The organism is Kitasatospora sp. NPDC017646 (genome assembly GCF_044329365.1).
Lineage (GTDB): Bacteria > Actinomycetota > Actinomycetes > Streptomycetales > Streptomycetaceae > Kitasatospora.
The window spans coordinates 258482-272312 of the sequence record NZ_JBIRJC010000006.1 but is presented as its reverse complement, the minus strand read 5'-3'; the positions used below and the strand labels follow the sequence as shown (position 1 = coordinate 272312).

At 73.4% G+C, this 13831-nt stretch carries 14 protein-coding genes and 1 riboswitch; of the genes, 9 read left to right on the top strand and 5 right to left on the bottom strand.

The window, feature by feature from the left end; all coding sequences use genetic code 11:
• Positions 1–16: 16 nt before the first annotated feature.
• Genes ACH4J0_RS13305 through ACH4J0_RS13295 form a run of 3 tightly spaced genes read right to left on the bottom strand, consistent with a single transcriptional unit; the run spans position 17 to position 2621 of the window.
• Complete coding sequence (locus tag ACH4J0_RS13305) at positions 17–1288, bottom strand: bifunctional 3,4-dihydroxy-2-butanone-4-phosphate synthase/GTP cyclohydrolase II (protein WP_396239399.1); 1272 nt, start codon at positions 1286–1288, stop codon at positions 17–19.
• Positions 1285–1932, bottom strand: a complete 648-nt coding sequence (locus ACH4J0_RS13300; RefSeq protein ID WP_396239397.1) for a nicotinamide riboside transporter PnuC — start codon at positions 1930–1932, stop codon at positions 1285–1287. Before ACH4J0_RS13300 ends, ACH4J0_RS13305 begins: the two co-directional genes overlap by 4 nt.
• Positions 1929–2621 carry a riboflavin synthase gene (locus ACH4J0_RS13295; protein WP_396239395.1) on the bottom strand — a complete coding sequence of 231 codons (693 nt, stop codon included), beginning with the start codon at positions 2619–2621 and terminating at the stop codon, positions 1929–1931. The genes ACH4J0_RS13300 and ACH4J0_RS13295 overlap by 4 nt, the downstream gene beginning before the upstream one ends.
• A gap of 227 nt (positions 2622–2848) precedes the next feature.
• Positions 2849–2976: riboswitch (FMN riboswitch) on the bottom strand.
• Between the two features lie 262 nt (positions 2977–3238).
• Here ACH4J0_RS13295 and ACH4J0_RS13290 point away from each other — a divergent pair.
• Entirely contained in the window at positions 3239–3484 is a 246-nt protein-coding gene (locus ACH4J0_RS13290) for an SCO4226 family nickel-binding protein (RefSeq protein WP_396239393.1), read from the top strand.
• 32 nt (positions 3485–3516) lie between these two features.
• On the opposite strand, the gene ACH4J0_RS13285 is transcribed toward ACH4J0_RS13290, so the two are convergent.
• Positions 3517–3831 (bottom strand): antibiotic biosynthesis monooxygenase family protein, encoded by a 315-nt coding sequence (locus tag ACH4J0_RS13285; protein WP_396239391.1) that lies wholly within the window; start codon positions 3829–3831, stop codon positions 3517–3519.
• A 210-nt stretch (positions 3832–4041) separates the two neighbouring features.
• On the opposite strand from ACH4J0_RS13285, the gene ACH4J0_RS13280 reads away from it, so the two are divergent.
• The 7 genes from ACH4J0_RS13280 to ACH4J0_RS13250 all read left to right on the top strand — a co-directional run bounded on the left by ACH4J0_RS13280 (position 4042) and on the right by ACH4J0_RS13250 (position 11408).
• Positions 4042–4737 (top strand): MSMEG_1061 family FMN-dependent PPOX-type flavoprotein, encoded by a 696-nt coding sequence (locus ACH4J0_RS13280; RefSeq protein WP_396239389.1) that lies wholly within the window; start codon positions 4042–4044, stop codon positions 4735–4737.
• A gap of 194 nt (positions 4738–4931) precedes the next feature.
• On the top strand, positions 4932–5348 hold the full coding sequence (locus ACH4J0_RS13275; RefSeq protein WP_396239387.1) for an HIT family protein: 417 nt from the start codon (positions 4932–4934) through the stop codon (positions 5346–5348).
• 445 nt (positions 5349–5793) lie between these two features.
• The gene (locus ACH4J0_RS13270; RefSeq protein WP_396239385.1) at positions 5794–6702 is read left to right on the top strand and encodes a glycoside hydrolase family 19 protein; all 909 of its coding nucleotides are present in this window, start codon (positions 5794–5796) and stop codon (positions 6700–6702) included.
• 268 nt (positions 6703–6970) lie between these two features.
• Positions 6971–8026, top strand: coding sequence for a serine hydrolase domain-containing protein (locus ACH4J0_RS13265; RefSeq protein WP_396239382.1), 1056 nt, complete (start codon positions 6971–6973; stop codon positions 8024–8026).
• A gap of 288 nt (positions 8027–8314) precedes the next feature.
• Positions 8315–9178 carry a hypothetical protein gene (locus tag ACH4J0_RS13260; RefSeq protein ID WP_396239380.1) on the top strand — a complete coding sequence of 288 codons (864 nt, stop codon included), beginning with the start codon at positions 8315–8317 and terminating at the stop codon, positions 9176–9178.
• A complete protein-coding gene (locus ACH4J0_RS13255; protein WP_396239378.1) occupies positions 9109–9774 on the top strand; it encodes a hypothetical protein in 666 nt (221 codons plus the stop codon). Before ACH4J0_RS13260 ends, ACH4J0_RS13255 begins: the two co-directional genes overlap by 70 nt.
• 431 nt (positions 9775–10205) lie before the next feature.
• Positions 10206–11408 carry an alpha/beta hydrolase family protein gene (locus ACH4J0_RS13250; RefSeq protein WP_396239376.1) on the top strand — a complete coding sequence of 401 codons (1203 nt, stop codon included), beginning with the start codon at positions 10206–10208 and terminating at the stop codon, positions 11406–11408.
• A 120-nt stretch (positions 11409–11528) separates the two neighbouring features.
• Here ACH4J0_RS13250 and ACH4J0_RS13245 read toward each other — a convergent pair whose 3' ends face one another.
• On the bottom strand, positions 11529–12065 hold the full coding sequence (locus ACH4J0_RS13245) for a winged helix-turn-helix transcriptional regulator (protein ID WP_396239374.1): 537 nt from the start codon (positions 12063–12065) through the stop codon (positions 11529–11531).
• A gap of 120 nt (positions 12066–12185) precedes the next feature.
• Between ACH4J0_RS13245 and ACH4J0_RS13240 the strand changes: the two genes are divergently transcribed.
• Positions 12186–13655, top strand: a complete 1470-nt coding sequence (locus tag ACH4J0_RS13240; RefSeq protein ID WP_396239372.1) for an MFS transporter — start codon at positions 12186–12188, stop codon at positions 13653–13655.
• Positions 13656–13831 lie beyond the last annotated feature (176 nt).

Below are 13831 nucleotides of genomic sequence, written 5' to 3'. Positions count from 1 at the left end.
GGTTCGGTGGGGTGCGTCAGGAGCCGAGGCCGGGCAGGTCGTGGCCCATCCGGTCGCGCTTGGTGCGCAGGTAGCGCAGGTTGTGTTCGCCCGGCGCGATCTCGACCGCCTCGCGCCCCTTGACCTTGAGGCCGTGGTCGGTGAGCGCGGTCAGCTTCCGCGGGTTGTTGGTCAGCAGGGTGAGCGAGCGCACCCCGAGGTCCGCCAGCATCTGCGCCGCGATGCTGTAGTCGCGGGCGTCGGCGGGCAGGCCGAGGTCCAGGTTGGCGTCGACGGTGTCGCGGCCCTGCTCCTGGAGTTCGTACGCGCGCAGCTTGTGCGCCAGGCCGATCCCCCGGCCCTCGTGGCCGCGCAGGTAGAGCACCACGCCGCGGCCGGCCTCGGCGACCCGCTGGAGCGAGGCCTCCAGCTGGGGGCCGCAGTCGCAGCGCAGCGAGCCGAAGACGTCGCCGGTCAGGCACTCGGAGTGGACCCGCACCAGGACGTCCTCGCCGTCCGGCAGCCGCCCGTCCGCCCCGAGGCCGCCGGCCACCAGTGCGATGTGCTCGACGCCGTCGATGGTGCCCTGGTAGCCGACGGCGGTGAACTCCCCGTGCGCGGTGGGCAGGGCGGTGACGGCGGCCCGGTCGACGTGCAGCTCGGTGCGGCGGCGGTAGGCGATCAGGTCCTCGATGGAGATGATCGCCAGGCCGTGCTCGCGGGCGAAGGCGACCAGCTCGGGCAGCCGGGCCATGGTGCCGTCGTCGTTGACCACCTCCGCGATCGCGCCGGCCGGCGCGAGCCCGGCGAGCCGGGCCAGGTCCACGGCGGCCTCGGTGTGTCCGGGGCGGACCAGCACGCCGCCCTCGACGGCGCGCAGCGGGAAGACGTGCCCGGGGCGGGTGAGGTCGCCGGGCTCGGTCCCGGGCGAGGAGAGCAGCCGTACGGTCCGGGCGCGGTCGGCGGCGGAGATGCCGGTGTCCACGCCCTCGCGGGCGTCCACCGAGACGGTGTAGGCGGTGCCCTTGCGGTCCTCGTTGACCTGGGTCATCGGCGGCAGCTTGAGCCGGTCCAGCTCCGCGCCGGTCATCGGGGCGCAGATCACGCCGGAGCTGTAGCGGATGGTGAAGGCCATCAGCTCGGGGGTGGCGGCGGAGGCGGCGAAGACGAGGTCGCCCTCGTTCTCGCGGTCCTCGTCGTCGACCACGACCACCGCACGGCCGAGCGCGATGTCGGCGATCGCCCGCTCGACCGGGTCGAGGACGAGCTCGTCACCGACGCTGCCGGGGTCGGTCTGGTTCTCGGTCATGCCGTGACTCCCTGCGGGATGTTGGAGGACGTGGCTCGCGGCTCACGGGCGCTCAGCCACCAGGAGCGCAGGCCGAGCAGCACCAGGACGAAGTAGACGGAGTAGGTGAGGCCGGAGAAGGTGTAGCCGCTGTTGAAGGCGAACGGGACGCCGACCGCGTCGACCGCTATCCAGGCGAACCAGAACTCCAGCCAGCCGCGCGCCTGCGCGACCATCGCGGCGAGCGTGCCGACGAAGATGTAGGCGTCCGACCACGGGCTCCAGGAGAGGCTGGGGTAGGCGGTGAACAGCAGCGCCAGGGCGACGGTGCCGACCGCCGTACCGGCCACCAGGGCAGCCCGCTCGGGCCAGTTGGCGAACCGGACGGCGATCGTCCCGGTGTCGCGGCGGCCTCGGCGCCACTGCGCCCAGCCCCAGGCGGCGGTGACGATGACGATCAGCTGCTTGCCGATCAGACCGGGGACGTGGCCGCCGAGGTAGGCGGCGATCAGCACGACGCCGGACAGGAGTTGGACCGGCCAGCTCCAGACCGAGCGGCGCCAGCCGAGCGCCAGGGCGCCGAAGCCGAGCAGGTTGCCGATCATGTCGGCCCACTTCACGTGTTCGCCGAGGACGGTGAACGCCTCGCCGCTGAGCCAGCTCACTTGGTCTCCCCCGGGGTGGTGGTGGCGTCGGTGCCCGGCAGGGCGGGCAGGTTCGGCAGGGTGCGCGATTCGAGCAGCCGCTCCACGTACTTGGCGAGCACGTCCACCTCGAGGTTGACGCTCTCGCCGAGCCCCTTGGCCCCGAGCGTGGTCAGCGCGAGGGTGGCCGGGATGAGGCTGACGGTGAAGCTGTCGCGGGCCGCCTCCACCACGGTGAGGCTGACGCCGTCGACCGTGATCGAGCCCTTCTCCACCAGGTAGCGGGAGATGGACTCCGGCAGCGAGAAGCGCAGCACCTCCCAGCGCAGCTTGCCGTCCGCGTCGCGCTCGCCGGGCTCGCGGCTCAACAGCCGCCCGGTGGCGTCGACATGGCCCTGGACCAGGTGGCCCCCGAGCCGGGCGCCGAGCGCCATCGCGCGCTCCAGGTTGACCGGGGAGCCGGGCTTCAGCTCGCCCAGACTGGAGCGGTGCAGCGTCTCGGCCATCACGTCGGCGCTGAACTCGCCGGTATCGGCGGCCAGTTGCTCGGGGCTGTCGACGACGGTCAGACAGACGCCGTTGACCGCGATGGAGTCGCCGTGGCGCGCGCCGTCACGGACCACCGGACCACGCAGGCGGATTCGCGAGGAGTCGCCGATCTCCTCGATCGACACGACCTCGCCGAGCTCTTCGATGATGCCGGTGAACACCCGGGTCTCCTCGCGCTTGGGGCGCGGACTCCGGGGCGGCAGGGGGAGATGACACGGACGGGCACCGGTGCGCGGGCCCGTGCACGACCCGTCGCCGGGGGTGCCGGAACCGCCGGGAGATCGCTCACCCGGCCCGGGAGACACTGCTCCCGCCGTTCACCTGACCGTGGTCCGGTCCGGTTTCGTCATGGACGTCGATGGACCACGGGTACTGCTCTTCGTCCGCCCGCGCACGCCTCCCATCCGGACTTTAACCGTCGGTCCAGGAATTTCACCTGGTCAACCGGCCGCTGGCTGCGGACGGGTCGCGGACTGTAACCGCCGGTTCGGATTTTCACCGACCCCGGAGTGCGCTGAACGTCACTGCTGTTGACGACATTGTGCCACGCGGGAGGCAGGCCCAGGGAGGGTGTTCCGCTGTGGCCTGTTTCACGGTCCTGCGGGGAATGCGGGGCCGGTGGTCCCGGCGGGGCGGCGGGTCGGCGGGGTGGTTCCGCGGGCGGTGGTCGGGGGCGGGGGCCGGGTGTCTGGTGGCGCGGATGGGTGGCGCGGGTGGTTGGGGAGGGCGAGGCTGGTGAGGGGGCCAGGTTCGGTTTGTCGGGTCGGAGGCGACGGCGATGAAGTTCATGGACGTCCACCACGGGATGAGCGGGATCACGGCGGAGCAGCTCAGGGCGGCCCATGCGGCCGACGCGGCAGTGGAGGCCGAGGAGGGCGTGCACTTCGAGCAGGCCTGGGCGGACCCGGATTCGGGCACGGTGTACTGCCTGTCCGAAGCGCCGTCCAGGGAAGCGGTGCAGCGGGTCCACCGCCGCACCGGGCACCCGGCTGACGAGATCCACCCGGTGCCGCTCTCGGTGTGAGCCGTCGGTCCGAGGGCCTGGGCCAGCCGGATTCAGAGGGTGGCGGGTGCGGCAATCGGCATGAAGTGGGTGACCTCCGGAGGGTGCATGAGGTAGTGCAGCTCGCCCTCCGACCAGACCGGCCGGATCCGCCACATCGGCCCGGCGTACCCGCGCAGGGCCTCCTCGTCGCGCCAGCGACTGACCACGAGCACCCGGTGCCCGTCCTCGGCCACCGAGCGCAGCAGTTCGCCGCCGAGGCAGCCGTCCGTCCGCCCGAGCTGCGGCAGCAACTGGCTGGCCAGGTGCGCGCAGAACTCCTCGATGCGATCGGCCGTGACCTGCCCGGCCCAGATTCTGACGATCACGGCCACCACCTCCGGCTGGCTGGAGTCCCTGGCCCCATTATCAGCGGAAAACCGCTGGTGGGGAGGGGTAGGGCGACTCTTTCACGGAGAATGGGGAAATCCGGTGGGCGGGGCCGCCGTGGGCGCGGGACGGCGTCCGCCACCGGGGCGGTGGCGGGGCTGCGAACCCGGGCCGTCGGAGCGGCGGACGGCCTCGGCTAGATTCCCGGCATGACCCTCACACCGGACGCCATCGCACCGTCAACCACCGCTGCGGTCACCCCGAACGGCCTGTTCGCCGCCCTCAGCGCGGAAGCCCTCACCGACCCGGCACAGCTGCGCGAGGTCTACGAGCAGCCGGGCGAGCACGCGCGGCGCAAGCAGGTCGACCGCCTGCACGAGGTCGCCCGACGGCTCATCGCCTGCTCCTCGCTGGTCTTCGTCGCCAGTTCCGACGCCGCCGGGCGCTGCGACGTCTCGCCGCGCGGCGGGCCGGCCGGGCTGGTCTCGGTGCTCGACGAGTACACCCTGGCCATTCCGGACGCCACCGGCAACAAGCGGTTGGACACCCTGCACAACATCCTGGAGAACGGCCGGGTCGGGCTGCTCTTCGTCGTACCGGGCCGGGACACCACGCTGCGGGTCAACGGGCGGGCCTGCGTCTCCACCGACCCCGAGCTGCTGCGGCAGCTGACCGCCGTCGGCAAGCCGCCGCGCAGCGCGATCGTGGTGGCCGTGGAGGAGGTGTACGCGCACTGCCCGAAGTCGCTGCTGCGGGCCTCGGCGTGGAAGCCGGAGAACTGGCTGGCCGAGGACGCGCAGCCGAGTTCGGCGGAGGTCACGCTGTCGCACCTGCGGGACGACTCGCTGACCGTCGAGATGATCGAGCAGGCGGAGCGGGAGGCGCTGCTGTACCGGTACGAGTAGGTGTGCCGCGAGGCCGGCGGCGGGGCGCGGCACCCTGGTGCGTCCCGGGGTGTTCTGCGGGTCCGGGTGTCGCCCGCGCCGTCGTGCGCCCGGGGCGGGGCGGGCGTACCCGGTCGGCCCCCGGGCGGGTGAAGCCGGGCGGGCCCGGGTTCACGGGGGGTGCCGGGATCACCGCCGGTGGTTTGAATGGACGGATGGACTGCGTCTTCTGTGCGGTGGTGGCGGGCGAGGAACCCGCGCACCGGGTGCTGGACGACGGGACGGCGGTGGCCTTCCTGGACCGTCGCCCGCTCTTCCCCGGCCATGTGCTGGTGGTGCCGCGCGCCCACCACCGGACCCTGGCGGACCTGCCGGCCGAGGAGGTCGGGCCGTTCTTCCTGCGGGTGCAGCGGGTGGCGGCGGCGGTCGAAGGGGGGCTGGGCGCGGCGGGGAGCTTCGTGGCGGCGAACAACCGGATCAGCCAGTCGGTGCCGCACCTGCACGTGCACGTGGTGCCGCGCAATCCGAAGGACGGGCTGCGCGGGTTCTTCTGGCCGCGGGGGAAGTACCCGGACGAGGCGGGGGCGGCGGAAGTCGCGGCGCGGATCCGGGCGGCGCTCGGGGAGGCGTAGCGGGCCCTGAGGGGGTGTCAGGGGTGTCGGGAGTCTCCGGGGCGCCGAGGGGGACTTCGGGGGTTCAGGGGGGTCGGGGGTTCCAAGAGGAACTCGGGGTGCGTGGGTCCCTCGGGGCTTAGGGGTCCCCTCGGGGTGCATGGGCCCCTCGGGGTGTGTGGGTCCCTCGGGGTGTGTGGGTCCCTCGGGGGGCGTGGGTCCCTCGGGGTTCAGGGGTCCTCTGGGGTTCGCCGGGAGCCGTTTCCCCGGGTTCGCGGGTGGCGCTTCCGTCCAGCCCCTTGACAGGTATAGACCACTCCGCTTGAGTCGGTGTCAGCCCCGTTCACCGGCTCGCACCCCGGTCGGCCGTCCCCCACGACGCGCCCCCGCACGGGGCCCGGCTGCCCTACCCCGACCAGGTCCCTGTCTCGACGACGTGCGGCCCCACCGCACAAGGGGTGATGACGTGTCAACCAAACGCCTGCTCGCGCTGCTGTCCACCGTGATCACGGCGCTCGCGCTCGCGGTGCTCCTCCCGGCCTCCGCCAGTGCCGCCGCCTGCGGCACGGCGTGGAGCGCCACCGCCGTGTACACCGGCGGCGCCGCCGTCTCGTACAACGGGCACAACTGGACCGCCAAGTGGTGGACCCAGAACGAGCCGCCGAGCACCGGCGGCTCCGGGGTCTGGGCCGACCAGGGCCCCTGCGGCGGGCCCACCGACCCCGGCCCGACGCCGACCCCGACGCCCGACCCCGGCGGATTCCCGGTCAGCCAGGCCCAGTTCGACCAGATGTTCCCGAACCGGAACCCCTTCTACACCTACCAGGGCCTGCTCGACGCGACCGGCGCCTACCCCGGCTTCGCGGCCACCGGCAGCGACACCGTACGGCGGCAGGAGGCCGCGGCCTTCCTCGCCAACGTCAGCCACGAGACCGGCGGACTGGTCTACGTGGTAGAGCAGAACACCTCCAACTACTCGCACTACTGCGACACTTCGCAACCGTACGGGTGCCCGGCCGGGCAAGCCGCGTACTACGGGCGCGGACCGATCCAGCTCAGCTGGAACTTCAACTACAAGGCGGCGGGCGACGCGCTCGGCCTCGACCTGCTGAACCACCCGGACCTGGTGCAGACCGATCCGGCGGTGGCCTGGAAGACCGGCCTCTGGTACTGGAACACCCAGAACGGCCCGGGCACCATGACCGCGCACGACGCGATGGTCAACGGGCGGGGCTTCGGTGAGACGATCCGCAGCATCAACGGCGCGCTGGAGTGCAACGGCAGCAACACCGCGCAGATGCAGCACCGGATCAGCCTGTACCAGGGCTTCGTGCAGATCCTCGGCACCGTGCCCGGGGACAACCTGAGCTGCTGACCGCGGGTCCGCGGGCCGACGGGCCGCCGGGCCGCCGGTGGCGTGGCCGACGGGTCCGCGGGCCGGTGAGGCCGCGGCGGGTGGTCCACGACGGGCGGGTCGACGCGTTGCCGGGTGCGCGCGTCGGGCCGCCCGCCGTTCCTGCCGCGCTGTGCCGTACTGCTGCTGCGGGCGCAGCGGGGCGTACACCCGTGGGAGCAACCGGAGCGATGGACATCATTTTCCAGGCGGACGACTTCGCAGGTCGTGGCCGCCTAGGCTCGCGCACATGAACGAACTCGCCCGCCTCGTGGAGCAGACCGCCGACCGGCTCGCGGGCCGGCACGTCGGCGTGGTGGTCGCCGGACTGGCCGGTGACGCCGTGGAGATCCACGGCGCCGGGCGGACGGGGCCGGGCGGCGGGGCACCCGGGGCGGACACGCTCTTCGACATCGGGTCCGTCACCAAGGTGTTCACCTCGCTCGTGCTCGCACGGCTGACGCTCGACGGTGCGGTACGACTCGACGAGCCGCTCGCAGAGGTGCTCCCCGATCGGGCGGCCGTCCCGGTCCGGGGAGGGCAGCCGATCACGCTGCGGCACCTCGCCACCCACACGTCGGGGCTTCCCCGCCTGCCCCGGGGCATGGCGCTGCGCGCACTGCTCCAGCCCAACCGGCCCGATCCGTACGCCCGTTGCACTGCCGAACGAATAATCTCCGGGCTCGCCCGGACCCGACTGCACTCCGCCCCCGGGCGCAGTTTCCGCTACTCGAACCTCGGCGCCGGGCTGCTCGGGCTGGCCCTCGCCCACCGGGCCGGCACCGGGTACGAGGAGCTGGTGACGCGCGAGGTCTGCGTGCCGCTGGGCCTGCCCGACACCTGCCTGCGGCCCGGCCCGGACCAGTCCGAACGGCTGGCCCACGGCCACTCGCCGGGCGGCCGACCGGTCCCCTCCTGGGACATGGCGGCGCTCCCGGGCATGGGCGGACTGCGCTCCACCGCGGCCGACCTCGCGGTACTCCTGCGCGCGCAGTTGGCCGCCGAGCGCGAGGCCGAGGCGCCGCTGACGCCCGCGATCCTGCTCACCCGGGAGACCCGGCACCGGGTCAACCCGTTCGCCTGGACGCACCTCGGCTGGCTCGGCCACCGGCTGCACGCCCAGCAGGGCAGGCACCTGCAGTTGTGGCACAACGGGGGGACGGGTGGGTCCAGCTCCTTCGTCGCCTTCGACCCGGAGCAGCAGGTGGGAGTGGTGGTGCTGGCCAACACCCGGCGGTCGGTGGACCCGGCGGGCACGGCGCTGCTGCGGAGGCTGCAGACCGGGTTCGGCACGGGACGGGGCTGACGGGTTCCTCGGCTGGGCGGGCCCCGACGTCCTGGCCGTTCGGCACCTACGGCCCTTGGCCGCTTGCTGCCCGCTGCTGCCTGCCGGACCGTCGTGCGCTGTCGTGCGCCGTCGCTGCCGTCGCCGCCGCAGATGGGCCGAACGGCACCCCCTCCCCGGATCCACTTTGGCTGTTTCGGGCCAAAAGGTGCCGATTGACACTGTTCCTGAGGGCGGCAGGCGGACGATCCTGGTGATCCGACAGCCGCAGTTCCGGTTGGTGAGACCGCCGAGTGCAAGGGGGCCGAAGTGGCGATGGTGTGGTCGCCGGGGTGGGCGCGGTCGCTCGTGGAGAGCGGCCAGGCCCGGCTCGGCCCGAACGGTCCGCTCGGGCCGGTGGTGCGGGTGCACCGGGGCTTCCGGCCCGTCCCGTGGCGGGCGCGGACGTGGCTGGACGCCGTTGCGGCGCTCCTCGCCCTGGCGGTCTGCGTGGCGCTCGGCGAGTGGTGGCCCGCGCCGGTGGTCGCGGCCGTGGCGGTGGTGGCCGTGAGCGGGTACGGGCAGCTGCGGCCCGCGCCCGAGCTGCGCTCCGTACGGATCCACCAGGGCGGGCTGGCCCTGGTCGGGGCGAACGGCGGCGAACGGCTTCTGCCGTGGGGCCAGATGGAGGCCGTCGAGTACGTCCCGGGCGGGCAGCGCGGCAAGCCCGAACACGGTCGAATATGGCTGGCGGGCGCGGACGAGCCGCTGGTGCTGGTACAACTGCGCGGGTTGGACGGACTGTTCCGGGAGGTGGACGAGCGTCTCTCCCCCAGCCTCCGGGCCGCCCTGCACGAGGCGCTGCGCTCCGAGGGGAACGTCCGGTTCGGCCGGGGGCGGCTGACGGTGACGGCCGGCGGGCTGGTGCACCGGCCGCCGTACCCGCTGGCCCCGACGGAGGCCTACCGCTGGGCGGAGGTGCACTCGGCCCGGGCGAACGGCCTCGGGGAACTGGAGATCCGGACGCACTCGGCCGGCCTGCCGCTCACCCTCCTGGTGCTCAACGCCCGTGCGGCGGCGGGGTTCCTGGAGGAGGTCCGCGCCCGGAGTACGGGGACGACTGGATGGAGCCCGGAGATTCGCTCTCGGCGGTCCAGCCGCTCGACCAGCCCGCCCACATCCTCCGGGCTCTGATCGGGCTCAGCGGCATCGACCCGGCTGTGGTCGACGACGTGATCGGCGGCCGCGTGGACCAGATCGCGGAACGGGCCATGAGTACGGCGCGCCACGCCTGGCCGTCGGCCGGGGTCCCGGAGTCCGTCCCGGTCACCACCGTCGCCCGACTGTGCGGCCCCTCCCGGCCGCCTGCCGTGACTGACTGTCTCCGAGCTGTCTGCCTCGCCGTGGCCCAGCTCCTGCTGGGCTTCCACTCCGAGGCGCACTGGATCCGCTTCGCCATCGTGCACCTGCGCGGCATGGTCCCGGGCCTGCCCGAGCGGCCCGCCTACCACAAGCACCCGGGTGCCGCACGGCCGCTGCTCCAGCAGGCCATCCGGTACCCGGGCGGGCGACCGACCTGTGGCGCCGACCCGGTGTGGATCACCGCGCCTCGGCGCCAGTGGAGTGCCGGTGCTCCCGTGACACCGTGCGCCACTCGGCGCTGGCGGCCTGGACCGGCTACGGCTACGGCTACGGCTACGGCTACGGCTACAACCGCTCGCACTCACACTGGTTCTGGCGCTTTCACCCGCACCTCGTCTGCACCCCGGCCCAGGCTTCCTGTCACCTGAATCCTGGCCAGCCCGAAAGTCGACGAGCCCGAGGTCCTGACCGCGCTCGTCGGAACCGAGGCCCAGTTCACGCCGGACCGGCCAGGCCTGCTGATCCTCGCCGACAACGGCTACGTCTCCGCCGAACTCGACCGCTTCCTCGACCAGTACGACGTCCAACTGCTGCGACCTTCATACCGCACCCGCCCTCCGCGCCCCCGTTGAGCCCCTGCTGGAGTCCGTCCGCCAGCTGACTGATCGAGTCCGTCATCGACACCCTCGAAGGCGCTTCCCGCAGACCGCCTGGTCGGTGACGGCGGGCGGCCACGCCCCTGGGCGCGATCCACTGATCGCGCCCGCCCCCTAAGGGCCGCCGAAGGCCCAACCCGCAGGGGACCAGTACATCGCTGAGCGGACGTCAGTTCCGCCGTCCGCGGCCTACCGTTACTCACATGACCCGACGAACGAGCCGACTTCGCACCACCGCAGCCGCGACAGCGCTGCTGCTCGCGCTGCCCCTGTCCGTCGCCGCGGCCGCACCGGCCCTGGCCGCGCCCACCGCCCCGGGCGCCGCCACCACCACCGCGGCCGCCACCGCCCCGAGCGCCCTCCACCTCGAACTCCCGCGGCCCACCGGGCCGTACGCGGTCGGGCAGGAGGTCCTGCACCTGGTCGACCAGAACCGTCCGGACCCGTGGGTCCCCTCGGCCGGTCCGCGTCAGCTGATGGTCACGATGTACTACCCCGCCCACGCTGGAACCGGCAGCCCGGCCCCTTACATGACCGCTGCGGCCGCCCGGATGCTGCTGGACTCGGCGCCCGCGACCAGCAGCATTCCGACCGAGTCGGTCACCAACACCCGGACCTGGTCCAGCACCGACGCGCGCCCCCAGGGCGGCCACTACCCGCTGGTGGTCCTCTCCCCCGGCTTCTCCATGCCGCGCACCTCGCTCACCAGCCTCGCCGAGGACCTGGGCAGCCGGGGGTACGTGGTCGCACTGGTCGACCACACCTACGAGAACACCGGGACCACCTTCCCGGACGGGCAGACGCTGCCCTGCGTGATGTGCCACAAGCTCACGACGCCTGAGGCCTGGAAGGGCCTGGACGAGAGCCGCGCCAAGGACGTCTCCTTCGTCATCGACCAGCTCACCCAGCGCCCCCACCCAGCCTGGCGCTACGCCCGCATGATCGACCGCGACCGGATCGGCATGGCCGGGCACTCGGCCGGCGGCGCGGCCACCGTCCCCGCACTGGTGACGGACGACCGGATCCAGGCCGGCGTCGACCTGGACGGCTCCATGGACTACCCGGTGCCCGAGTCCGGCGTCGGCGGCAAGCCGTACCTGATGATCGGCCACCACCTGCCCGGCCCCGACGACCCGGGCTGGTCCACGGCGTGGGCCCGGCTCGACGGGTGGAAGCGCTGGCTGACCTTCGACGGCTCCAACCACGGCAGCTTCACCGACTTCCCCCTCTTCTACGACGCGCTCGGCATGCCCCAGGGCCCGGACACCACCATGTCGGGCGGCCGCGCCGTACAACTCACCCGGCAGTACGTCGGTGCCTTCTTCGACCTCCAGCTGAAGGACATCGACCAGCCGCTTTTCGACGGGCCGACCGCCGCCGACCCGGAGGTGAAGTTCCACTCCTGACCCACAGCGCCCGTGAGGCCGTCGGCGACCTGCCGGCGGCCTCGTCGGCCTGCGCCCGCCGGCCTGCGCCCGCCGGTTCGCCCACGTCGGCCTGCCTCCGCGCGCCCCGGCGGCGCGCCGCTACGCCGCCGCGGAGGCGATCGGTTCGAGCAGCAGGTGCGGGCGGACCAGGGCGCGGGAGACCGGATCGTCGCGGTGGCCGCCGGTACGGGCGGGGTTGGGGCGCATGGTGACCTCGCCCGGGGGGACGGGCCCGCCGCCGCACTCGGGACAGGCGCCGACGAGGTCCAGGTCGGTACCGCAGGCGACGTGCGCGAAGAGGTGGTGCGGCCCGCCCTCGGTGGCGTGCCGACCGCCCCAGCGGCTCAACTGGTAGAGCGGCCCCCAGAGTTCGAGGCCGATCTCGGTGAGCAGGTAGCCGTGGCGCAGCGGCGCCTGCTGGTACGGCTCCTTGCGCAGCACCCCGGCCGCGACCAGGGCGTTGAGCCGGGCGGTCAGAACGGCGCGCGGGATGCCGAGGTGGGTGAGGTAGTCGTTGAAGCGCTGCACCCCGTAGAACGCGTCGCGGACGATCAGCAGGCTCCAGCGCTCGCCGACCACCTCCAGGGCGCGGGCCAGTGCACATTCCTGCAGTTCGTAGTCGGTTCCCAGCGCCATGTGGGCCAGCGTAGTCCACCGCGAATGTGGGTTCAATGAACAGACCAGCAGTGGTAGCGTGCTGCCCGAGACGAAGGTTCATTCACCAGATCCATTGTCCAGCCTCCGGAGGGAACACCCATGTCCCCCGCACCACCCGGCTCCACCCCCGCGACCGCGTCCGCCCGGCCCGGCGCCACCCTCGCCGTCACCGCGGCCGCGACCGCCCTGGTCACCGTCGCCTACACCGCCCCCACCGCCTCGCTCGCCGCCACCGCCCAGGCCGCCCACCTCGGCGCCTCCGGCCGCACGTGGATCCTCACCGGCACCCTGGTCGGCATCTCGGCACTCCTCCTCACGGCCGGCAGCGCCGCCGACGACCACGGCCGCAAGCGGGTCTTCACCTTCGGTGTGCTGCTGTTCGCCGCCGCCGAGGCCCTTGCCGCGCTCGCCCCCGGCGGCGCCGTCTTCCTGGCCGCGCGGGTGCTGCTCGGCGTCGCCTCGGCCGCCGTCCTGGCACCCGCGCTCGGCCTCATCAGCCACGCCCACCCGGCCGGACCGGAACGGATCCGGGCACTCGGCATCTGGGGCGCGGCCGTCGGCCTTGGCATCGCGGTCGGACCGGTCTACGGCGCACTCGTCGAGCAGTGGGCGGGCTGGCGCGCGGTCAACGGCGGACTCGCCGTGGTCTCCGCCGCCGTGGCCGCCTGCGCCGCCGCCGGCCTCACCGAGTCCCGCGCCGAGCGGCCCCGCGCGCTCGACCCGTACGGCGTGCTGACCCTGACCACCGGTACGTCCCTGCTCATCGCCGGTCTCGCCGAGGGCCGCAGCGGCTGGGGACGGCCCGTGGTGGTCGCCCTGCTGGTGGGCGGGGTGCTGCTGCTCGCGGCGTTCGCGCTGGTGGAGGCGAAGGTCCGCGAGCCGATGCTCGACCTCGCCCTGTTCCGCAGCCCCGGCTTCATCGCCGCGACCGGCGGGGCCCTGTTCACCGGACTCTCGCTGGTCGGCTTCATGAGCTACCTGCCCACGCTGCTCCAGGGTGTGCTCGGCCTCTCCGGCCTTGCCGCGGGCGGCGTACTGGCCCTCTGGTCCGGGCTGTCCGTCCTCTCCGCCCTCCAGGCCCGACGACTGGCCGCCCACCTCTCCGCCACCGCCCAGGTCGCCCTCGGCCTGCTGATCTGCGGCCTCGGCGAGGGCGGACTCTACGGGCTCACCCCCGGCTCCGGCTGGCTCCGGCTGGCCCCGGGCCTGGCGGTCGCCGGCATCGGCAGCGGGGTCCTCAACGCGGCCCTCGCCCGGCTCGCGGTCAGCAGTGTCCCCGCTCACCGGGCGGCCATGGGCTCGGGTGCCAACAACACCTCCCGCTACATCGGCTCGGCGCTGGGCGTGGCCATCACGGTCGCCGTCGCCGGCTCCACCCGTCCCACCACCCCGGGCTCCGAGGCCGCAGCCCACGCCCTCGCCACCGGTACCGACCGCGCCGTCCTGGTCGCCGCCACCCTCTGCCTCCTCGGAGCCGCCTTGGCCCTCGCAGCCCGCACCGCCGAATCCCGCACCCACCCCGCCCCCCAACCCACACCACCTACCCGCGAACCCGCCACCACCAGCTGACACACCACAGCAAGCCGCCGCAGACGCACCTCCCCACCCCGCAAATCCGCCCAACACGGAGAACCGCACTGATCAACGGCCTCGCGCCCGGACCAACGCAACACAGGAAGTCGGACCCGCCGACTTCTCATGCGAAGCGGCGTCGGCACGCCGCCTCCGGGGGGAAGAGGTGGCGC